Annotated in this window: 10 protein-coding genes; 2 read left to right on the forward strand and 8 right to left on the reverse strand. The window is 73.4% G+C overall.

The features are described from left to right. Positions 1–54 precede the first annotated feature (54 nt). Together ABT070_RS28205 and ABT070_RS28210 are read right to left on the reverse strand one after the other, a co-directional pair. Entirely contained in the window at positions 55–6,195 is a 6,141-nt protein-coding gene (locus ABT070_RS28205; RefSeq protein WP_351764682.1) for a non-ribosomal peptide synthetase, read from the reverse strand. Then, positions 6,192–12,644 (reverse strand): non-ribosomal peptide synthetase, encoded by a 6,453-nt coding sequence (locus tag ABT070_RS28210; protein WP_351764683.1) that lies wholly within the window; start codon positions 12,642–12,644, stop codon positions 6,192–6,194. Before ABT070_RS28210 ends, ABT070_RS28205 begins: the two co-directional genes overlap by 4 nt. 409 nt (positions 12,645–13,053) lie before the next feature. On the opposite strand from ABT070_RS28210, the gene ABT070_RS28215 reads away from it, so the two are divergent. After that, positions 13,054–13,326, forward strand: a complete 273-nt coding sequence (locus ABT070_RS28215; RefSeq protein ID WP_351764684.1) for a hypothetical protein — start codon at positions 13,054–13,056, stop codon at positions 13,324–13,326. 116 nt (positions 13,327–13,442) lie between these two features. Here ABT070_RS28215 and ABT070_RS28220 read toward each other — a convergent pair whose 3' ends face one another. Further along, a complete protein-coding gene (locus ABT070_RS28220; protein WP_351764685.1) occupies positions 13,443–14,930 on the reverse strand; it encodes a hypothetical protein in 1,488 nt (495 codons plus the stop codon). A 337-nt stretch (positions 14,931–15,267) separates the two neighbouring features. Beyond that, positions 15,268–16,164 (reverse strand): RNA polymerase sigma-70 factor, encoded by an 897-nt coding sequence (locus tag ABT070_RS28225; RefSeq protein WP_351764686.1) that lies wholly within the window; start codon positions 16,162–16,164, stop codon positions 15,268–15,270. Between the two features lie 181 nt (positions 16,165–16,345). Between ABT070_RS28225 and ABT070_RS28230 the strand changes: the two genes are divergently transcribed. After that, positions 16,346–16,831, forward strand: coding sequence for a carboxymuconolactone decarboxylase family protein (locus tag ABT070_RS28230; RefSeq protein ID WP_351764687.1), 486 nt, complete (start codon positions 16,346–16,348; stop codon positions 16,829–16,831). A gap of 214 nt (positions 16,832–17,045) precedes the next feature. On the opposite strand, the gene ABT070_RS28235 is transcribed toward ABT070_RS28230, so the two are convergent. The 4 genes from ABT070_RS28235 to ABT070_RS28250 form a co-directional block, all read right to left on the reverse strand. Further along, entirely contained in the window at positions 17,046–18,656 is a 1,611-nt protein-coding gene (locus ABT070_RS28235) for a M48 family metallopeptidase (RefSeq protein WP_351764688.1), read from the reverse strand. A gap of 233 nt (positions 18,657–18,889) precedes the next feature. Beyond that, on the reverse strand, positions 18,890–19,597 hold the full coding sequence (locus tag ABT070_RS28240) for an ATP-binding cassette domain-containing protein (protein ID WP_351764689.1): 708 nt from the start codon (positions 19,595–19,597) through the stop codon (positions 18,890–18,892). Next, on the reverse strand, positions 19,594–20,238 hold the full coding sequence (locus tag ABT070_RS28245; protein WP_351764690.1) for a hypothetical protein: 645 nt from the start codon (positions 20,236–20,238) through the stop codon (positions 19,594–19,596). The genes ABT070_RS28240 and ABT070_RS28245 overlap by 4 nt, the downstream gene beginning before the upstream one ends. After that, a complete protein-coding gene (locus ABT070_RS28250; RefSeq protein ID WP_351764691.1) occupies positions 20,235–21,512 on the reverse strand; it encodes a hypothetical protein in 1,278 nt (425 codons plus the stop codon). Before ABT070_RS28250 ends, ABT070_RS28245 begins: the two co-directional genes overlap by 4 nt. Positions 21,513–21,574 lie beyond the last annotated feature (62 nt).

Consider the following 21,574-nt stretch of genomic DNA (forward strand, 5'->3'; position numbering starts at 1 on the left):
AGAGGGGGACGCCGACGGGGCGGGCGCCCGCGCCGGCCGGGAGCGACTCCTCGGTCAGCCGAGGCGTCGGGCGAGCGCGCGGGGGGTGGGCCGGTCGAAGACCGCGCGCACCGGGAGCCGCGGATCGAGGCCGAGGGCGCGGACGCGGCCCGCGAGCCGCAGCGCGCGGAGCGAGTCGCCGCCCAGGGCGAAGAAGTCGTCGTCGGCGCCGATGTGTTCGAGACCGAGGACCTCCGCGAACAGCGTGCGCACGACGTCCACGGGGCCCTCCGCGGGGGACGGCCGGCCGGGGAGCCCGGTGAGCACCCGGCGGAGCCCGGCCGCGAAGCGCTCGGCGGTGTCCCGGTCGAAGAGGTCGGGCCGGTAACGGAGTTGCAGGTGCAGCCGGTCTCCGGGCACGCCCATGACGGTCATCGGGTAGTGGTAGGCGTCCCGGCCCTCCGGACCGGACAGCCGTACGTCGCCGGCACGCACCTCGTCCGGGCCGGCGGGGTAGTTCTCGAAGACGGTCGAGGTGTCGAAGAGCGGGGTGCCGCCGGCCAGCGCGTGGATGCGGGGCAGGCCGAGGTGGTGGTGCGGCGCGAGGGCGGACTGCTCGTCCTGGACGCGGGCGAGCAGGTCTTCCAGTGGTTCGCCGTCCGCCAGACGCACCCGCACCGGAACGGTGTTGATGAACAGCCCGACCCCGTCCTCGATCCCGGGCAGCTCCGGCGGACGCAGAGAGACGGTGGCGCCGAAGACCACGTCACGCCGTCCCGTCGCCTCGGCCAGGACGAGCGCCCAGGCCGTCTGCAGCACGGTGTTGAGCGTGACCCGCAGGGTCCGGGCCAGCTCGGTCAGCGCGGCGGTCTCCGACTCGGTCAGCTCCGTCACGACCCGCTCGGGCAGCAACGGCGTACCCCCGCGTGCGGCGTGCGGCGCCAGCAGGGTCGGTCCGGGGAGCCCGTCGAGCGCGTCCCGCCAGGCCTTCTCCGCGGCGTCCCGGTCCTGCCCGGCCTGCCAGGCCAGCTGGTCGCGCACGGTGGCCCCGGCCGACGGCCTGGGCAGCTGCCCCGCGCCCTTCTCCCGGGCCTCGTACAGGGCGAACAGATCGCGCAGCAGCACCGGCAGGGACCAGCCGTCGAGCAGGAGGTGATGGACGGTCAGGATCAGCGTGTGGCGCTCCGACGTCTCCCGGACGAGGGTGAAGCGGGCCAGTGACGGCCCGGTGAGCGGAAACCGGGTGCCGCGGTCCGCGGCCAGGAGCTCCGCACGCCCGGCCTCCGGCGCGCCGGGGGAGAGGTCGTGTTCGGCCCAGGAGGGTTCCACGTCCCGCAGGACCACTTGTACCGGGGCGCCGGAGACGAGGGTGTCGAAGGCGGTGCGCAGCGGGGCGTGCCGGCGGACCAGGTCCCGGCACGCGGTGCGCAGGGCGTCGCGGTCGAGCGGGCCGTCCAGTCCGAGGGCCAGCTGCACGGTGTAGACGTCCGCCGTCTCCTCGTCGTACAGCGCGTGGAACAACAGCCCTTCCTGCAAGGGCGTGAGAGGCAGCACATCGGTCACCGTGTGCCGCGCCCAGCGGGACTCGAGGGCGTCGAGCTCGTCCTGGCCGACCCGCTCGCCGGCGACGGCCACGACCCCGAGGTCGGACGGGGTGAGACCGCCCCCGCCGGGAGCGGCGGTGTGCGCGACGAGGGCGCGCAGCGCCCGGAACCAGGTGTCGGCGAGTTCGCGCACACGTGCCTCGTCGAGCAGTTCGCCGGGCCAGGACCAGTTGGCGACCAGGCGGGGCCCGTCGGGGCGCTCCTCGGTGACGGCGTTGAGGTCGACGGCGTGCGGCAGCGGCATCCCGGGGTCGGCCGGGGAGATGACGGCGCCGGCCTCGTCGGCGGCCTCCCAGTCGGCGGTGTGGCCCGCGGCGAAGCGGCCCAGGTAGTTGAAGCCGAGCTGCGGGGTGCGGCCGGAGGCGAGCAGGGGAGCGGTGTCGCGGTTGAGGTGACGCAGCAGCCCGTGGCCGATGCCCCGGTCCGGTACGGTGCGCAGCTGTTCCTTCACGGTCTTGACGGCACGGCCGAGTGCGGCGCCGCCGGCCCACACGTCGTGCCAGTCCGTGGTCCGGGCGTCGAGACGTACGGGGTACAGGGCGGTGAACCATCCCACCGTGCGCGAGAGATCGAGGCCGGGGGCGATCGCCTCCTGTCGTCCGTGGCCCTCCAGGTCGACGAGGACGCCACCGGGCCCCTCCGGTCCGCGCCAGTGGGCGACGGCAAGCGCGAGAGCGGTCAGCAGGATGTCGTCGATCCCGGCGTGGAACGCCTCGGGCACGGCCGTCAGCAGCGCGGCCGTCTCCTCGGCGGGCAGGGTCAGGGTGAGGTCCTCGCGGGTGGCGTAGACGTCGCGGGCCGGATCGAGCGGGCGGGCCGTCAGCAACGGGTCCTCGGCGGCCGACACCTCCTGCCACAGCGGCAGTTCCGCCGTGCGCGCCGGGGAGTGGGCGGCCTCGGTGAGACGGTGCGACCAGGTGCGCAGGGAGGTCGGCACCGCGTCCAGCGCGGCGAACGCGTCCTGTCCCGCCACCGCCGCCCGCCAGGCCGCCGCGAGGTCGGGCAGGAGGATCCGCCAGGACACGCCGTCCACGGCGAGGTGGTGCACCATCAGCAGCAGGCGGCCGGGCTCCGTCTCGCCGCGGTCGAGCCACACGGCCCGCAGGACGCGGCCGCCGTGGGGGTCGAGTTCGCGTCGTGCCGCCACGGCCAGGTCCGCGACGCTCCCGCCGGGGTCGCGGTGCCGGGTGAGACAGTCGGCGGCCCGCACGCTGCCCCGGGCGGCGACGTCCAGCGTCCACCGGTCGGCACCGTCGCCGTCCGCGCTGCCGTCGCCGAGCCGCAGACGCAGCGCGTCATGCCGGTCGAGGACCGCCTGGAGGGCCGTGAGCAGGTCCTTCTCGCGCAGCCCGGCCGGGACGCGGACCAGCATGGACTGGTGGAACCCGGCCACCGGCCCGCCCTGTTCGCGCAGCCAGTGGGTGATGGGCGTGGCCGGCAGGGGTCCGGTGCCGGCGTCGTCGGGCTCGGCGGCGGGCGCGGTGCCGGCCGGGGTGGCCACCGTGGCGAGCGCGGCCACCGTGCGGTGCCGGAACACGTCGCGCGGGGTGAGGGCCAGTCCGGCGCGGCGGGCCCTGGCGACGAGCTGGATGGACAGGATGGAGTCGCCGCCGAGTTCGAAGAAGCCGTCGTCCGGCCCGACGCCCGGCACACCGAGCACCTCGGCGAAGAGCGCGCACAGCGTCTCCTCCACCGGGCCCTCGGCGGTCCTTCCGCCGACGGCGGTGAACGCGGGGGCGGGCAGCGCCCCGCGGTCCAGCTTCCCGCTGAGCGACAGGGGGAGCCGCGTCAGCGGTACGAACGCCTGCGGGACCATGTGCTCGGGCAGGGCGTCGGCGCAGTGGGCGCGCAGCTCCTCGGCGTCGAACCCGGCAGCGCGTGCCGGGTCGGCCGGGACGACGTAGGCGACCAGACGTCTGACGCCGGGCCCGTCCTCGCGGACGACGACCGCCGGGGTGCCCACGGACGGGTGACGGGCCAGGACGGACTCGATCTCGCCGAGTTCGATGCGGAAGCCGCGGATCTTCACCTGGTCGTCGGCCCGTCCCAGGTAGAGGAGTTCGCCGTCCTCGGTCCAGCGCACGATGTCGCCGGTGCGGTACATCCGCGACCCCGGCGGGCCGAACGGGTCGGCGACGAAGCGTTCGGCGGTCAGCGCCTGCCGCCCGTGGTACCCGTGGGCGAGCTGGACGCCCGTCAGGTACAGCTCGCCGGGAGCGCCCGGGCGGGCCGGTTGCAGACCCGCGTCGAGGACGTGCACGCCGGTGTTGTCGACCGGGCGGCCGATGGGCACCGAGGCGGTGGTCGTGCCGCGGTGGCTGCGCCGGTGGGTGACGTCGACGGAGGCCTCGGTGGGACCGTACAGATTGTGGAGTTCGGTGCCGGCGGTGTCGAAGAGGCCGTGGAAGCGGTCGGCGAGGGCGCCGGGGAGCGCCTCGCCGCTGCAGATGACCCGGCGCAGGCCCGTGCACCCGGCGGCCGCCGGGGTCCGCAGGAAGGACTCCAGCATCGACGGCACGAAGTGCAGCGTCGTCACGCCCTCGCGCCGGATCAGCTCCGCCAGGTACTCGGGGTCCTTGTGCCCCTCGGGCCGGGCCACCACCAGTGCGGCGCCGGTGATCAGCGGCCAGAAGAACTCCCACACCGACACGTCGAAGCTGGACGGCGTCTTCTGCAGCACCCGGTCCTCGGGCGTCAGTCCGTAGGCGGACTGCATCCACAGCAGCCGGTTGACGATGCCCTGGTGGGGGACGAGCACCCCCTTGGGGCGGCCGGTCGAACCGGAGGTGTAGATCAGGTAGGCGGGCCCGCGCGGGTCGACGCGCGGCAGCTCCCCGCCGTCGGCCACCGTCTCCCCGGCCAGCCGGCCGTAGACCTCCGGGGTCACCACCAGGGCGGGGGAGGCGTCGTCGAGCATGTACCGCACCCGGTCCGGCGGATAGTCCGGGTCCACGGGGAGATACGCGGCTCCCGCCTTGTGCACGGCGTACAGCGTCACCAGCAGGTCCGGGGACCGGGGCAGGGCGACGGCGACGATCCGGGACGGGCCGGCACCCCGGGCCCGCAGGGCGTGCGCCAGCCGGGTGGCGCGCTCGTCGAGTTCGGCGTACGTCAGCGTCGTGCCCTCGAAGACGACGGCCGGCGCGGAGGGCGTGCGCGCGGCCTGCGCGGCGAACAGCTCGGGCAGGGTGGTGGCCGGGTGCGGGACGGCGGGTCCGGTCCCGGCGGTCAGCAGTGCCGCCCGGTCCTCCGTGTCGAGCGCGCCGACGCTGCCGCAGGGCAGTCCGGGGGTGGCGGCCAGGGCGCCCAGGATCCGTACCAGACCGCGGGCCAGCCGGCGCGCGGACGCCGCGTCCACGACGTCGGCGCGATGGCTGAGGTCGAGGCGCAGCCGCCGTCCGGGTACGGCCGTCAGACTGAGGGGGTAGTGCATCGTGCCCGTGGTGGCCGTGTCCTCCAGGAGGGCGACGCGCACGCCGCCGAACGTCCGGTCCAGCGCCTCCTGGTCGAAGGGGGCGTTCTCGAAGACGACCGCGGTGTCGAACAGGTCACCGAGACCGGCCAGCCGCTGGATGTCGGCGAGACCGAGGTGATGGTGCGGGAGCAGAGCGGCCTGTTCGTCCTGAAGGCGCTCCAGCAGGCCGTCGAAGGTCTCGGCGGGGTCCAGGCGCACCCTGACCGGGACGGTGTTGATGAACAGACCCACGGTCTCCTCCACGCCCGGCAGTTCCGCCGGCCGGCCCGAGACCGTCGCCCCGAAGACCACGTCCTGACGGCCGGTCGTCCGGGCCAGCGACAGCGCCCAGGCGGCCTGCACCAGGGTGTTGACCGTGAGGCCGCGCGAACGGGCGAACCGGGTCAGGTCCGCGGTCAGCGACTCCGTGAGACGGGTGACCACGCGCTCGGGGAACACGGACGGTCCGCCGCCCGCCCCGGCGGCCGCCAGGAGGGTGGGTTCGTCCAGGCCGCCGAGGGCCGTGCGCCACGCCTGCCCGGCGGTCTCCCGGTCCTGGCCGGCCAGCCAGGCGAGATGCCGGCGGAAGGGGGGCGCCGGCGGCATCCCGTCGGCGCTGCCACCCCGGTCGTACAGCTCGAACAGATCGCGCAGCACCAGCGGGAGCGACCAGCCGTCCAGCAGGATGTGATGGTTGGTCAGGAGCAGGACGTGCCGGTCGGCGGCCATGCGCAGCAGCCGGAACCGTACGAGCGGAGGGGCGGAGAGGGTGAAGCGGCGTTCCCGGTCCTCGGCCGTGATCCGGTCGAGCGCGGCGGACCGCTCCGCCTCGGGCAGCGGGCTCAGGTCGTCCTCCGCCCAGGGCGCCTCGACGGTACGCGGCACGATCTGGACCGCCCGTCCCGTCCCGCGCTGGAGGAAGCCCGCGCGCAGCGCGGGATGCCGCGTCAGCACGGCCCCGCAGGCCGTCCGCAGGGCGGCCCGGTCGAGCGGGCCGGTCAGCTCCAGCGAGGTCTGGACGGTGTACACATCGCTGCCCTCGTCGTCGAACAGGGCGTGGAAGAGCATGCCCTCCTGGAGGGGTGTCAGCGGCAGGATGTCGAGGTCGGGGCGGTTGCCGGTCGTCGACCGGGGCGCGGTGCTCGGCTTCGCGTTCACCGGGCGGACTCCCATGCGGCCACCAGCTCGGCCAGTTCGTCGTCGGGCAGGGCGATCGGGGGCGGTTCGGGATCCTCGGCCCAGGCGGGGGCCTGCGCGGCAGCTTCCTGGGCGACCGGGGCGAGCGCGGCGGCCGTCCGGTGCGTGAAGACGTCCCTGGCGGTGAGGACCAGTCCCGCCCTGCGGGCCCGAGCGACCAGCCGGACCGAGAGGATGGAGTCGCCGCCGAGGGTGAAGAAGCCGTCGTCGGGGCCGACCCGGTCGAGGCCGAGGACCTCGCCGAAGAGGGCGCAGAGGAGTTCCTCACGGGGGCCGGCCGGGGCGCGTCCCGCCGCGTCGGCCGTGACCGCGGGGGCGGGCAGGGCACGTCGGTCGATCTTGCCGTTGCGGGTCAGCGGCAGGCCCGGCAGCGGCACGAACGCGGCGGGCATCTGGTAGTCGGCCAGCAACGGGGTGAGATGGGTGCGCAGTTCGGCGTCCGTCGGCGCGTCGGCCCCGGGCGGCGGCACCAGGTAGGCGGTCAGCCGCTTGACGCCGGGAGTGTCCTCGCGCGCCACCACACAGCACCGGGTCACCGCGGGGTGCCGGGCCAGCGCGGCCTCGATCTCGCCCGGCTCGACGCGGAACCCGCGGATCTTGAGCTGGTCGTCCGCGCGGCCGAGGAAGACCAGCTCACCCCGGTCGTTCCAGCGGACCAGGTCGCCGGTGCGGTACATGCGTCCGCCCGGCGCTCCGAAGGGATCGGCGACGAAACGCCCGGCGGTCTCCTGCGGACGGTCCAGGTAGCCGCGGGCCAGTCCGGCGCCGGCCAGGTGCAGTTCACCGGCGACACCGGGCGGTACGGGCCGCAGCGCGCTGTCCAGGACGTAGGCGCGCATGCCGTCCAGCGGCCGTCCGATGGGCACCGTCGCCGGTACGTCCCGCTCGGCGCGCATCCGGTGGCGCGCGGCGAACACGGTGGTCTCGGTGGGCCCGTAGCCGTCGACGACGACCAGGTCCGGGTTGACGCTCATGACTGCGCGGACGGCCCCACCGGGGACGACGTCGCCGCCCGCCCACACCTCCCGCAGCCCGGCGAAGCTGCCCGGCGACTCCTCGGCGAGCAGCCGGAACAGCCCCGCCGTCAGCCACAGCGCGGTCACGCCGTGCCCGGCGACCAGCCGTTCCAGGAGCGGCCCGTCCAACTGGCCCGGCGGCGCGAGGACGATCCGGCCGCCGCCGAGCAACGGCACCCACATCTCGTACGTCGCCGCGTCGAAGGCCTGGGTGGAGTGCTGGAGCACCGCCCGGTGCGCCTCGGTGGCGAACGCGCTGTCCCCGGCCAGGTCCACGACGGCCCGGTGGGTCACGCCGACGGCCTTGGGCTCACCGGTCGAGCCCGAGGTGAACAGGACGTAGGCGAGCTGGTCGGCGTGCACCTCGGGGAGCGGTCCGGTGGCGTCGGACCCGGCCGGGCCGGGTTCGTCCACCACGAGGAGCCGCCCGGCGTCGAGGTTCCGTGCGACAGCCGTCGACGCGAGGTCGGTCAGCAGGATGCGGGCCCGCGTGCCGCTGGTCATCGCGCGCAGTCGCTCGGCGGGGGACCGGGCGTCGAGCGGCATGTACGCGCCGCCCGCCTTGAGTACGGCCAGCAGGGAGACGATCAGCTCGGGCGAGCGTTCCTGGAGGACGGCGACCCGCTCCTCGGGCCGCAGACCGAGAGCGAGCAGCCGGCGGGCCAACGCATCGGACCGGGCGTCGAGTCCGGCGTAGTCGAGGGTGCCGGCGGCGCCGGTGACCGCGACGGCGTCGGGCGTGCGCGCCGCCTGTTCGGCGAACCGCCGGTGGACGGGGGTGTCCGACGGGGGTACGACGGCCGCGTTCCACTCGTGCAGTACGCGGGAGCGTTCCGCGGGAGACAGCAGATCGACGGCGGCGAGCGGGGCGTGCGGCGCGGCGGTGAACGCCTCCAGGAAGCGGGCCGTGCGCGCCACGACGGCCTGGGCGGTGGCGCGATCGACGAGATCGGGGCGGTACGCGAGCCGGAGGGTCAGCCGCTCGCCCGGTTCGGCGATGAGCGTCAGGGGGTAGTGCGTGGCGCCGTGGCTGTCGGCGGTGCGCACGGTCAGCCCGGCCCGCCCCCGGACGCCGACGGTGCCACCGGCGTGGTTCTCGAAGACCGTCGTGGTGTCGAAGAGCTGGTCGAGCCCGGTGTGCCGGCGCAGTGCGGCGAGGCCCACATGGTGGTGCGGGGAGAGCGCGGACTGCTCGTCCTGGACACGGGCGAGCAGCCGCTCCAGCGGTTCGGCCGCGTCGAGCCGTACCCGGACCGGCACGGTGTTGATCAGCAGACCTGCCAGCCGGTCGACGCCGGGGAGTTCGGCCGGGCGCAGGGAGACGGTGGTGCCGAAGACGACGTCGTCGCGGCCGGTCAGCTGCGCCACGGTGACCGCCCACGCGGCCTGGACGACGGTGTTGGGCGTGAGGGACCGGGCGCGGGCGGCGGCGGTCAGCGCGGCGGTGCGTGCCGGGTCGAGGGTCACCCGGACGTCCTCGGCGAGGACGGGCGCCCGGCCCCGGTCCGCGTCGGGCACCGCGAGCGTCGGCTCCGCGACGCCGTCCAGCGCGGTGGCCCACGCCGTCCCGGCCGCCTGCTCGTCCTGTGCGCGGAGCCACTCGGCGTAGTCCCGCAGAGCGAGCGGGGCCGGTGTGCCGAGGTCCTCGCCCGCGTACCCGTCGAGCAGGTCGTCCAGCACCAGGGCGAGCGAGGCGCCGTCCAGCACGATGTGGTGGCCGGTGAGGACGAGGACGTGCCGTTCGGCGTCCAGTCGTACGAGCAGGAAGCGGACGAGGGGGGCGGCGGCCATGTCGAAGGAGCGCGTGCGGTCGGCGGTCAGCTCACGGGCGATCCGCTCCCGCTGTCCTTCCGGCGGCAGTCCCGTCAGGTCCAGTTCGGTCCACGGCACGCTCCGCGCCACGGTGATCACCTGGACGGCCCGGCCGGACCCGGTGGCGGTGAAGGCCGCGCGCAGGCACTCGTGCCGGGCAGGCAGCGCGTCGCAGGCGGCGCGCAGCCGGTCCGGGCGCAGCGGGCCGGACAGTTCGTACGCGGTCTGCGCGATGTAGGGGTCGATGCCGGCCGTCGCGCCGTCCGCGCCTTCGTACTGGGCGTGGAAGAGCATGCCCTCCTGGAGCGGGGTGAGCGGCAGGACGGCGGTGTGCCCGGGGTGGACGACGGCGAGGGCGGCGCGTTCGCCGTCGTCCAGGTCGACCAGCGGACGGCGGGAGGGGACGGGCGGCTCCCGGCTCGGCTCGGGGCCGCGCGCCACCTCCGCGAGCCCGGCGACGGTCTTGTGCCGGAACACGTCCCGGGGGTCGATGACGACCGAGGCCTCCCGGGCCCGCGCGGTCAGCCGAACGGCCAGCGGGGAGTCGCCGCCGAGGGCGAAGAAACTGTCGTCGATGCCGACCCGGCGCACGTCGAGGAGTTCGGCGAACAGAGCGCACAACGTCTTCTCGACGGCGGTGCGGGGCGCGCGGCTGTCGGCCGCGGCGGTGATCTCCGGGGCGGGCAGGGCCGAGCGGTCGAGCTTCCCGTTGTGGGTCAGGGGCAGCGCGTCCAGGGTGACGAAGCCGGCCGGGACCATGTACTCCGGGAGGGACGCGGCCAGATGCTCCCGCAGCGCTCCGGCGTCCGGCACGCCGACACCGGGGGCGGGCACGAGATAGGCGACGAGCCTGCGCACGCCCGGCCGGTCCTCGCGCACCACGACCCCGCACTGGGCGACGGACGGATGGGTGGCCAGGACGGACTCGATCTCCCCGGGCTCGATACGGAAGCCGCGCAGCTTCACCTGGGTGTCGGCCCGGCCCGCATAGACCAGGAGACCGTCCGGGCCGCGGCGGACGAGGTCGCCCGTGCGGTACATCCGTTCGCCGGGAGCGCCGAACGGGTCGGCGACGAACCGTTCCGCGGTGAGCGCGCCCCTGCCCAGGTACCCGCGGGCCAGTCCGGCGCCGGACAGGAAGAGTTCGCCCACGACCCCGTCCGCGACGGGGCGCAGGGCGCTGTCGAGGACGCGGGCGCCCAGGTTGTCGACGGGGCGTCCGATGGTCGGGGAGGCCGCCGCGCGCAGGTCGCAGTACATCGAGTCGACGGTGCACTCGGTCGGCCCGTAGACGTTGCGGGCGGTCAGGCCCGGGGTGGCGCGCAGCTCGGTCCAGAGGTCGTCCGGGACGGCCTCTCCGCCGAGCACGAGCACCCGGGGACGGTGCGCGCCCTCCAGGAGTCCCGCGGTCAGGAGCTGGCGGGCGTGGGTGGGCGTGGTGTCGAGCAGATCGACGGCGTGCCGGTCGGCGTAGCCTGCGAGCGCACCGGCGTCCCGGCGGGTCGCGTCGTCGACGACGTGCAGCTCGTGCCCGGCGACGAGCCACAGCAGCGCCGTCCAGGAGGCGTCGAACACGAACGCGTTGGTCAGCGCCACCCGGAAGCGCTCGACGCCCGCCTCCGCCACGGCAGGTTCGATGAGGACGCGCCGGTGGTGCTCGTAGAGACTGCTCAGACCGCGGTGCTCGACGGCGACCCCCTTGGGCCGGCCGGTGGAGCCCGAGGTGTGGATGACATAGGCGAGGTGCCGGGGGAGCAGCGGCCGGGTGCGGTCGCCGTCCGTGGGGTCGGTGTCGGGCAGCCCGGGCAGGCCGAGCCCGGCGTCCTCGAGGAGCAGCACCCGGGCGTCGTCCTCGCCCCGGGGGAGGGCGCCGGCCAGGGCGGCGGTGGTCAGGATCAGCGCCGGGTCGGCCTCGGCGAGGATCTGCCGGGTACGCTCGGCCGGGTGCTCCGGGTCCAGCGGGACGTAGGCGGCACCGGCCTTGAGGACGCCGAGCATGGCGACCACCGTGTCGGCGCCGCGCGGGAGAGCCAGCGCCACGCACTGCTCGGGTCCGACGCCGAGGCCGGCCAGGAGATGGGCCAGCCGGTTCGCGGACGCGTTGAGCTCGTGGAAGGTGAGCGCGCGGCCGGGGGAGACCAGGGCGCGGGCGTCGGGGGTGCGGGCGGCCTGCGCGGCGAACAGGTCGGCGACGGTGGCGGGAGCGATCGGGCGGGGTGCCTCGCCGGTGCCGGACAGCGCCGCCTCGGCCTCCGGCCCGGTCAGGGTGTCCAGACGGCCGAGGGGCAGGGCGGGGTCCGCGGTGGCCATGGCGGTGAGGAAGGCCAGGAACCGCTCCTGGATCCGGGCCAGTTCACCCGACTCGTAGAGCGCGGGGTTGGCGTCGAACGAGAACTGGAGCCCGTTGCCGTCGGAGCGCTCGTAGACGGAGACGGAGAGGTCGCCGACCGGCCCGTTGGACATGTTGTGAACGGTGATCGGATGCCCGGCGAACGTGACGTCGAAATCGAAGGGCATGATGTTGATCATCGGGCCGAAAAGGTGTCGTCCCTCGTCGAGCAGACGCAGATCGCGACGCAGATCACCGTACGGATAGCGCTGGTGGCGCAGCAGTTTCCTTAGTTCCCCGGCGACATTGCGCAGTACGTCCCCGACCGTCATCTCCGGGGAAAGGCTGACGCGCAGGGGGAGTTCGTTGGACACCATTCCCGGAACGTTCCGTGCCTCGGCTCCATGGCGGGCGGAGACGGGAATTCCGAGGGTGATGTCACGAATTCCGGTGACACGATGAAGATGTGCGGCGACAGCCGCGACGACGAAGGCCGACCAGGTCGTGCGGGAGGCGCGGGCGGTGGCGCGCAGGCTGTCCAGGACCTCGGGGGAGAGACGCGTGAGGTGGCGCAGGAACGTGTCCGACGGCGGCGCGGCGGTGCCGGAGCCGGCGAAGGTGGCGATCTCGTCGGGACGGTCGACGAAACGCTCCGTCCAGTGCGCCCGGTCCTTGCCGTACTGCTCGGAGTCGCGGTAGGCGGTCTCGCCGTCCAGCAGCGCGGTGTACGGCGCGAAAGCGCCCTCGTCGGCCGGCTCACCGGCGGCCAGGGCGGTGTAGACGCGGGCCACGCGGGCGGTGACGGCCGCCGCCGCGAACGCGTCGACGACGAGGTGGTGGTAGCGCTGGTGCCAGAAGTAGCGGTCCTCGGCCAGCCTGATCAGGGCGTACCCGAACAGCTCGCCGTGGGCCAGGTCGACGGGACGCGCCAGATCCGCGGCGATGTACGCGCGCGCCGCCGCCTTCGGGTCGTCCTCGCCGGACAGGTCGAGCCGGGTCAGCCGGGCGCCCGGCGAGGCCCCGAGCACCTGCCGAGGGCCGTCGCGTTCCTCCGTCGGCCGGATGTGCAGCGATCCGGCCTCGCGGACCACTTGCTCCAGGGCGGTCTCGAACATGTTCCCGTCGACCGGCCCGTGGATTTCCACGAATTCGCCGACGTTGTAGACGGGAGAATTCTGATTCAGCTGGTGCGCGAACCAGACCCCGCTCTGGGCTGCCGTCAACGGCAGCGAAGTGTGCTGGGCAGCAGACATGACTCCACCTCGGTCGGAGCTACGGCGGTCGGGAGCACCGCGGAATACCGTGAACGTGCCGCGTCGCGTGAGTCCTTGCGCAGGGAGCGGACGCTTTACCGATGATTTCCTCGACGCGTTATTCGCTCAAGTCACGGGATGGCGTTACAGAGGCGTGGCCGGCGCGCTCGACGGCGGGGCGGGGGCGGGGGCAGGGGCGGGGGCAGGGGTGGGGCGGCGGCGGTGATCGTCGACGGGTCTGCGGGACCACCCCGCGCCGCTGGGTTCGGTCGAGCCGAGCCCGTGCCTGCGCGAGAACCTCCGCTCGCGGATGCTCGTGTACGGGGTCTCACCGGGCGCCGAGTGCCCCTGTGGCACTGGTGAGTTGCGGATTTCATGGGTGCGCAGGCGACTGATTATGATCTTGGTCATGTCTGTGCAGAGCTTTGACAAGAACCTTTCCCGTAAGCAGAGACTTCAGGAGAAGCAGCGCCGCCAGTTGGCGGTGGTGGACACCGTGGACAAGGCCGAGGCCAAGGCCCGCAAGGCAGAGGTCGAACTCGCCGTGGCGGTCGCCGAGGCGGTGCAGGTGTTCGGCGACGAGGAGTCGGCGTCCGAGGGTCTCGACATGCCGGTCGAATCGATCCGGCGCTTTCTCGGCATGGCGCAGGACGAGGCGTCCAGTGCCGACACCGTCGCCTAGACCAGGCCGGCCACCGATCGCCCGGCCGCCCGATCGTCCGGCTGCTCGTTCGCCCGGCCGCGCGGCCATGCATGGGGAACGCTGAGCGGTGCGGCGAGCCGAGCCACAGGCAAGGATCAGCCCACCGACGCACTCCAGCCATCACCGGCCGCGACGAACAGGGCTCCCCGGTGCAGGTCGAGGCTGCACGCGGCAGTGGGCCTGCCCACCTGGACGAGCGGGCCGGTGCCCTGGAAGGCATCGGTGTGAAGGCGGAAGGCATCCGGGTCGGTACAGCTGACGGTGCGAAGTCGCCACGCCGCTGATGAGTTCTCGTCGGGGCGGGGTGGCAGGGCGAGTTGGAGCTGAGCGACGGCCGGACGCTCGGATCCGTGGGCGCTGTGCGCCGCCGTCCAGGTGGCCATGCTGAGAACCGCCTGCGAGGGCGTACCGGAGGTAGGTGGACTGCCGGTACGGGGGACGGCCCGTTCGGTGCCCCGGGGCGCATCGACGAGCCCCGGGCGGTCTGCGTGTTCCTCAAGGATGCCGGCGAACCAGCGGGTGAGTTCCGGGCCGCCCCGCTCCGCCCAACTCCGGATCACGTCACGGAAGGCCGCCTCGCGACGGCGCGCGCCGCGCCGGGATCCCGCGGCCAGAATCGCGTCACCCGCGCCGGAAAAGGCCTGGCACAGGCTGAGCACGGGGACGTGGTCGGCACGGTCGGCGTAACGCACCGAACGGATCTCCCACAAGGCTTTGCGCAGAAGGTCTGCGGCAGCACGGGCGTCGGCCCCGAGGTCCGCGTCGGGCGGCCGACGGGGGTGGTCCGCCCGACCGGTGCGGGGCGGGGTGACGGCGTCAGCACGCCGACCGGCGGTCGACAGGTGCCATGAGCGGTCGTCGGGGCGCCACTCGCCACCCGCGGCGCGGAGCCGCCCGCCCGTGCCCAGGGATATCCCGATCCCGTCCCTTCCCGCGTCCAGTGTCGCTCCCCGCGTGTCGGAGCCGTCGAAGACGGCGGCGGTGACGCCCTCCAGCCAGATCCCCAGCAGGGCGGGCGGCGCGGGCGTGCCCTGCTCCACGGCGAACCTGCGCACAGCGGCCAACTGGAGAAAGGCGGTCAGGCGAGTACCGGCGCGCTCCACTTGCAGGTGGCGCACCGACGCCGTCGCCAGGTCGTAGTCCGGGACCAGATCGTCCAGGTTCTGCCGAGTGAGTCGGCACACCGGTGCCATGACGTGTCCGAGGTGGTCCCGGCCCGGGGTGTACGGCTCGGCCGGCGGCAGGAGCGGCTCAAGTGCGTACCCGGCAAGCGCGGCCTGTTCGGTCATCCAACTGCGCCGCCGCTCGCCGAGGCCGGCCATCCACCGCAGCGCGGTCATCGCCCGCCGTTCGCGTTCAGCGGCATCGGCGGTGCTGACGGCCCAGAACAGCGGAAACAGGTTGTTGTCCCACACATCCGCCGCCGCACGAATCGCTTCCCGGTCGAACCGGCGGACGTCCGCCGCAGCCTCCGCGATCTGCTCCACCGAGCGGTTCAACAGCGCCCCCAGCACGGACACGGCCGACGCACGACCCGTCGGCAAGAGGGACGCGTCGGTCGGCGGAGGTGCAGGTATGGCCACGCCGCGATCGTCGCACGTCCTTGCGAGTGACGGTCGTATCTTCGGGGGCGACGGGGCGACGGGGCGACGGGGCGACAGGGCGACAGGGCGACAGGGCGATCCGGCAGGCGTGGGAGAGCATGGGCGTCTGGAGCCGACGTGGATTCCCGCCGGAGGATCTCCGTACGACCTGCTCCGCCGGCTGCAGGGGGATGGCATGTGGTAGCTGATCCTGACCGAGCTGCGGGCCGACGCGGACGGGCTGATGCTGTTCCCATGCGCGAGCCGACGGACCGGACCTCCGATTCCCGCGGTGACACGCGCCGTTGCGGCGCTGGCCCAGGCGGCTGTCCCGGCGTCAGCGGCCCATCGCCGTCTCGCGGTTCATGCGTGACAGCTTCTCGGGATTGCGGACGGCGTAAAGGCCGGTGATGAGGCCGGCGTCCAGACGGAGGGCCAAGATCGTGTCGATCCGGCCGTCGCGGCGGATGATCAGGGCCGGGTGGCCGTTGACCAGGGTCGGTTGCAGCGGGGCGCCGCTGAGCCTGGCCAGGCTCTCGGTCACGTCGGCCGCGCCCATCACCGGTTCCACGGCGGCCCGGACGACTCCGCCGCCATCCGTCAGGAGGACGACGTCCGGGGCGATCATGTTGAGGAGTCCAGTCAAGTCGCCTGTCTCCACCGCCTGTTGGAAGGCGACGAGCGTGTCGCGGGTCTGGGACGGGGAGACTGTCTCGCGAGGGCGGCGCGCGGCGACGCGGGCGCGGGCGCGGTGCGCGATCTGGCGGACGGCGGCCGGGGTCTTGTCGACGGCCTGCGCGATCTCGTCGTAGTCCAGGTCGAAGACGTCCCGCAGCACGAACACGGCGCGCTCGGTCGGCGCGAGGGTCTCCAGCACGAGGAGCATCGCCATGGAGACGCTGTCCGCGAGCTCGACGTCCTCGGCCACGTCGGGCGCGACGAGCAGCGGCTCGGGCAGCCACGGGCCGACGTAGGACTCCTTGCGGCGGCGGAGTGTGCGAAGGCGGGTCAGGGACTGGCGGGTGGCGATGCGGACCAGGAAGGCGCGCGGATCGCGGACTGTGGCGTGCTCGACGCCCGACCAGCGCAGCCACGTCTCCTGGAGGACGTCCTCGGCGTCGGCCGCCGAGCCCAGCATCTCGTAGGCCACCGTGAACAGCAGATTGCGGTGGCCGATGAAGCTGTCCGTGGCCGTGGTCGAGGCCGCATCGGTACCGGCACCCCTGTCCACCATCGTCAATTCCCGACTTCTGTCTCGCTACGTGTGGTGCGTGTCGTACACGGGACGCCGCTGACCCCGGTTCCGTGACAGCCGCGCCCCGTGGCCCACGTCACATCCGCCCGGTGTCACAGGAGCGCGGCGACCGGCGCCTCATGGGCATCAGCCACACGATTCCATGAGTGAGGAAGCCCCGATGGAAACCCGTATGAACCTGTTCGACACCGAGCTCGGCACGAAGGTCGGCAAGCGGATCTACGCCGTCAGCCAGGTCATCCAGGAGTCGCCGCTGCCCAGATCCACCCAGGAGTTGGTGCAGCTGCGAGCCAGCCAGATCAACGGCTGCGGCTTCTGCGTCGACATCCACAGCAAGGACGCCGCCGCGGCCGGCGAGGACGCGGCCCGGCTCAGCCTCGTCTCCACCTGGCGGCACTCGACCGTGTTCACCGACGCCGAGCGGGCCGCGCTGGCCCTCACCGAGGAGGGCACCCGCATCATCGACGGATATGCAGGGGTCACCGACGAGACCTGGGCCCGAGTGCGCGAGCACTACGACGAGGAGCAGGCCATCGCTCTCGTCTCCCTCGTCGCCATGATCAACGCGACCAACCGGCTCGGCGTGATCCTCAACAACCAGGGTGGATCCTACGTGCCCGGCAACCTGACCACCGTGGCCGGTTGACGCCCCGAGACCGGCCCCGAGCAACGGATCGGGGCCGTCCACGTCGTCCAGGAGGAAGAACGCCGGAGGGACCCGGACGCCCGGCCGACCGGGCAGGGCCTCTGAAGCCCTGCTCGCCCGCGTGACCAGCCGGGCGGGCGCGGGCGCACGGTCGCTCACGAGTCCGGATCACGGCAGGGAGCGGGCCGCGGTGGGACTCGGGCCGGCGCGGCGGTCACGCGGGGACGCGATGGACGCCGGCGAGCAGGGCGCGCAGCGGGGCCGTGTCGGGTGTATCGGCGACAGCCGCGTCGAGGGCCTCGTCCATCTCCTTCTCCCACACCTCGGGCAGGGCGAGTCCGGGCTGCCCGGACCAGGCGATGTCCGGGGACGCGTGGCCGGCTTCGGTGAGGCGCAGATGGACCATGCCCGCGAGCCCGTCGAAGACCCTCGGCCGGATGAAGTTGCGTGCCGAGGGTCCGGTCAGCCGTGCCGCCTGATGCGGCTTGGGGATGCGGTCGGCGACCGTCATCCAGAGCAGGCCGCGGTCGAACGCGTCGAGCACCTCCTCCAGGCCGGGCAACTCGTCGTCCGCCGCTCTCTCGGTCGTGGCGTCACGGCGCGCGGCCGCCGCGCTGTCCGCGCCCTGCTCCGAGGAGCGCAGGGCCCTGGCCACGGCGAGCCGCAGTGGCCGCGACCAGCCCTCGGCGTCGGCGACCGCGCGGGCCATGACGAGGTCGTCCCAACTCATGCGCCGCATCAGCGCTGTCTCCTGCGGCAGCGTGCGCGCCTCCAGGGCGGCGAACACGCGGTCCGGGTCGCGCAGCAGGGCGATTGCGGTCGGCTCGTCGGCCGAACTGTCGGACCGGCCGTCGGCGGGCAACTCCTCGATCAGGGCGATCCGTTCCGCGGTCGGCGGGTGGGAGTCGTACCGATGAGGCCGTGGCGGACGCTGCCCGGCGGACAGAGCGACGAGCCGTTCGCCAGGCCGGGCGGCAATCAGCCGTCGGAAACCGCCGTGCACCTCACCGACGGGCGGAAGCACTTCCAACGGCCCGCCCATCGCCGCGTACGTCTCGAGGTAGTGGGTGTGCGCGGCGTCGAGCACCGGGAGCATGCGCAGCGCAGCGGCCGTCGCGTCTCGGCCCGCGTGCTGGGCGGCCGTCCTGTCGGCAGCGAGCTCCTGTTGGCGGGCTACGGACTGCGACGCCCGCAGGAACATCCGGGCGTAGCCGACGTACAGGGAGCCGAGGACGTAGTGCAGCTGGGTGCTGCCCTCGCGGAACGCCTCCACCGTGTGCAGCACGGCTTTCCGGCCGCGCATCGTGACCGCGCCGAGCCGCGTGTGGCGGTTGCCGAAGTGCCCGAACTCGTGGGCGAGGACCGCGCGCAGCCGCGGGAGGGTCAGCCCGGCGAGCAGCGGCACGCCCAGCAGCATGCGACGCCGTCCGGGCAACAGCCCCAGCATGCGGTTCTGTTCGGCGACCCCTGCGTTGACCTCGGCGATCAGATAGAGCTCTTCCGGCGGCGCCTGCCCAGCCACTTCGGCTGCGGCGCGCACCTGTTCCCACAGCTCGGGCTGGTCCTGCGGCGTGACGGCCACCGCGTGCGGCACCGGGCCCAGACGCCCGGCCCGCAGGAAGGCGAACATGCCCCGCAGGATCGCCAGGGCCAGCAGCACGGTGATGGTCACCACCACGCCTTCGAGCCAGGCCGCCTGCGCGGTGAGCAGCTTTGTCACCAGCAGCCAGTCGAGTACGGCCATGACTGTCAGCAGGACCACGCCTATCAGCCAGAAGCCGGCCAGCAGCACGAGCGCGCGGACAGCGCGCAGTCGAAACGTCATCGGAAGATCCCCCCCCCACAGGGCTCGGCCGGCCTGAACGGGGCAGTCGGCGCCCGCGGATCTTACCTCCGGCCTGCGGACCGCCTCCGCCGCTTTTCGACGGCCTCCTGCGCGAGAGCGAATCGGGATGCGGGGGAGGGCCGTGCGGCTGCCGGGCCCATGCGGTTCAGGCAGGCCAGGACGTGGTGGGAGAGGGAGCCGTTGCGGCGGTCCCGGTCGGGCGTCCGGGGTCGTCACGGAGGGTCGTCGCCTGCGATCACCCGTGTGTAGCCGCCCGCCGAGCGCAGCTCGGCCAGCGTCCCGGCGAACCGTTTGCGTCCGTCCTTGAGTACGACCACGCTGTCGCAGCAGCCCTCCACGTCCTCCATCAGATGGGTGGCCATGACGACCGTGGTCGTGGAGGCCAGTTCCTTGAGCAACAGGTGCAACTGCTCGCGCTGTTCCGGGTCGAGGCCGTTCGTCGGCTCGTCGAGAAGCAGGAGTTCCGGCCGGTTCACCAAGGCCTGGGCGATCCCGACGCGGCGTTGCATTCCGCCGGAGAGGGAGCGGTACTTCTTGTCGATACGTGCGCCCAGGCCGACTCTCTCGACCGCGCGCTCCACCGCCGCTGCCCCGGCACGGCCCGGCATGTCCTTGAGCCAGGCGGCATAGGCGACGCACTCGCGGACCGTGAACCCACGGAACATCTCGCACTTCTGCGGCAGGTAGCCGAGCCTGCGGCGGATCTCCCGCCGTTCGGCGGGGCGGCCGGGATCCCTGTCCAGAAGCCTGAGTTCGCCTTCGGCCGGGCCGGTGGCCGTCGCCAGCACGGCAAGCAGTGAGCTCTTCCCGGAACCGTTCGGCCCCAGCAGACCGTGGACGCCGCGGGGCAACTCCAGATGGAGACTGTCGACCGCGGTGGTGCGCCGGTGGCGGACGGTCACTCGGCGGGCGCTGATCATCGGGACCTCAAGTCGTCGAAGGATTCACGGCGGATCGTGAGCAGAAGGATCAGTACGCCGGAGGCCAGCGCCCAGAGGAACTGTGAACCGAAGTTGAGAAGGTCCATGAGGACTTTGAGGAGGACCGGCCGCCAGGACGAGACGTGCCCGTCCACCCGCATGGACAGCCGGGTGAGGGCCGAGACCGCGAGCAACCACGCGACAGCCACCGCGCCGGCGCCGAGCAGGCAGCCGAGGTAGGAGCTGAGGACCAGCGTGGCGAGGGTGAGGGTCAGGCACGGCACCAGCCACGCCGCCGCCCAGAGCGAGCCGCTCAGCCCGGTCAGGCCGGCCGCGGCGAGCAGCGGCAGGCAGATCGCCAGGACGACTCCGGTCCGCAGGAGCAGCAGTCGCAGGCCTCCGGCCGGAGTCGTACGGACGACCGGGGCGAAGGGGTCGGCCCTGCCGCCGTAACTGACGGCTACCCATACGAGGGGCAGCAGCGGGGCGAGCAGCAGAAGGAGGGCCAGGACGTCCTCCTGGTCGGCCGTCCTCCCCAGCCACACGCCGGCCGCGCATACTCCGGACACGGCGAGCAGCCAGGGCCACCGCAGGCCGGGGACGGCCCGCAACCACACCGGAAGCAGCTGACGTGGGTTCATGACGACCACCGTGCGTCGTAAGGCGGGTCGGGCAGCGTCTTCCCGAACCTCACCGCGTGCAGGTACCGGTCGAGCCAGGCCGCGCGCTGCTTCGGAGGGAGGCCGTCCAGGGTCTGGACGAGAAGGAGTTGCTCTTCGTCCAGCCCGTCGGGTGAGGTGTCGGTCAGCCAGGCGAACACCGCTCCCTCCAGGAGCCCGACGCAGAGGTCCGGGCAGGCGATCTCCGTGGTGAGGGACCGGACGTCGGCAGAGAGCGCGAGGCCGATGACCCGCGGGCCGGATCCGGCGGAGTCGTCATCGGTTGCCCAGTCCCTGTAGCGGTAGCTCTGGTCGCTCACCACGTAGTAGGCGGGGGCGCTGCGCACGCCTTCCAGTTTTCCGGCCAACAGGTCGACCTGGGGCTGGAGACGTCGCCGCGCGTCTTCGTTCTCCTTCGGGAGGCAGAGAGCGGCCTGCCGCCCCGCGCACCGCATCTCCGACACGTTCACGGCCGAGATCGCGGCACTGCCCTTCTGTGTCAGAGCCAGCCCCAGAGCCGCCGTCCCGACCACCGTCACCAGTACGACGGCCGTCTTCCAGCAGCGCGCGCAGAGGCTGACGGCCGCCGCCGCCAGGACGGTGAACAGCAGGGCCCGGCACCAGGGCAGCCACGGGGGAGGGTGGACCGGAGCCCAACCGGACGTGCTGGGCGGAAGCGCGTCCCCGGTGTAGCTGATCTCCACGGGATGAGCGATGGTCGTCCACCAGGGGCTCTGTCCGAACAGGATCAGGGCGGCGACGAGTACGAACGGAGTCACCGGGAGCGGGACGGCGCGGCCCGCCAGGTGGGCGAGGCACGAGACGGCGATGATCGACGCCGCGTCGACGGTCATGGCGTCGAACGGCGGACGGTGGGACGGCTGTTCCGCGAACGGCCACAGGAGTACCACCAGAACCGCCAGCAGGTATCCGGTCAGTGGCCACAGGACGCCCGAAGCCAGGCCCGCCAGGCGCTGGGTGAGGACTCCGCGGACGGCTGTCGCATGGATCCAGTCGACTCCGCTGCGCACCTCGGAGCCGCCCTGCCAACTCGCCAGGAGGACGGCGGCCGCCCCGGCGTAGCCGCATGCCGCCTCGTGGAGGAGCTCACCGATCTCGATCCACCGGCCCTGGGACTGGGTCAAGGCGAAGCCGGCGATCAGTGCCGCCACGGTCAGCGACAGCAGGGGGCCGGCCTGACGCCGCAGATTCGCCCGGAACACCAGGGCACCGGGTTCCCGCCGTGCTGCGTACATGACCTGAAGGAGCGTTGCCGCTGTGCCCGCGGTTGCGGGTGGGCAGGGGCGTGACGGAGTGA

The organism is Streptomyces sp. NPDC002884 (assembly GCF_040295245.1).
In the GTDB taxonomy this organism is placed as follows: domain Bacteria; phylum Actinomycetota; class Actinomycetes; order Streptomycetales; family Streptomycetaceae; genus Streptomyces.

Coding starts and splice junctions, on each gene's coding strand:
- ABT070_RS28240 (WP_351764689.1), bottom strand. CDS start 19,597: ATGATCAGCGCCCGCCGAGTGACCGTCCGCCACCGGCGCACCACCGCG.
- ABT070_RS28235 (WP_351764688.1), bottom strand. CDS start 18,656: ATGACGTTTCGACTGCGCGCTGTCCGCGCGCTCGTGCTGCTGGCCGGC.
- ABT070_RS28225 (WP_351764686.1), bottom strand. CDS start 16,164: ATGGTGGACAGGGGTGCCGGTACCGATGCGGCCTCGACCACGGCCACG.
- ABT070_RS28245 (WP_351764690.1), bottom strand. CDS start 20,238: ATGAACCCACGTCAGCTGCTTCCGGTGTGGTTGCGGGCCGTCCCCGGC.
- ABT070_RS28215 (WP_351764684.1), top strand. CDS start 13,054: ATGTCTGTGCAGAGCTTTGACAAGAACCTTTCCCGTAAGCAGAGACTT.
- ABT070_RS28210 (WP_351764683.1), bottom strand. CDS start 12,644: ATGTCTGCTGCCCAGCACACTTCGCTGCCGTTGACGGCAGCCCAGAGC.
- ABT070_RS28250 (WP_351764691.1), bottom strand. CDS start 21,512: ATGTACGCAGCACGGCGGGAACCCGGTGCCCTGGTGTTCCGGGCGAAT.
- ABT070_RS28230 (WP_351764687.1), top strand. CDS start 16,346: ATGGAAACCCGTATGAACCTGTTCGACACCGAGCTCGGCACGAAGGTC.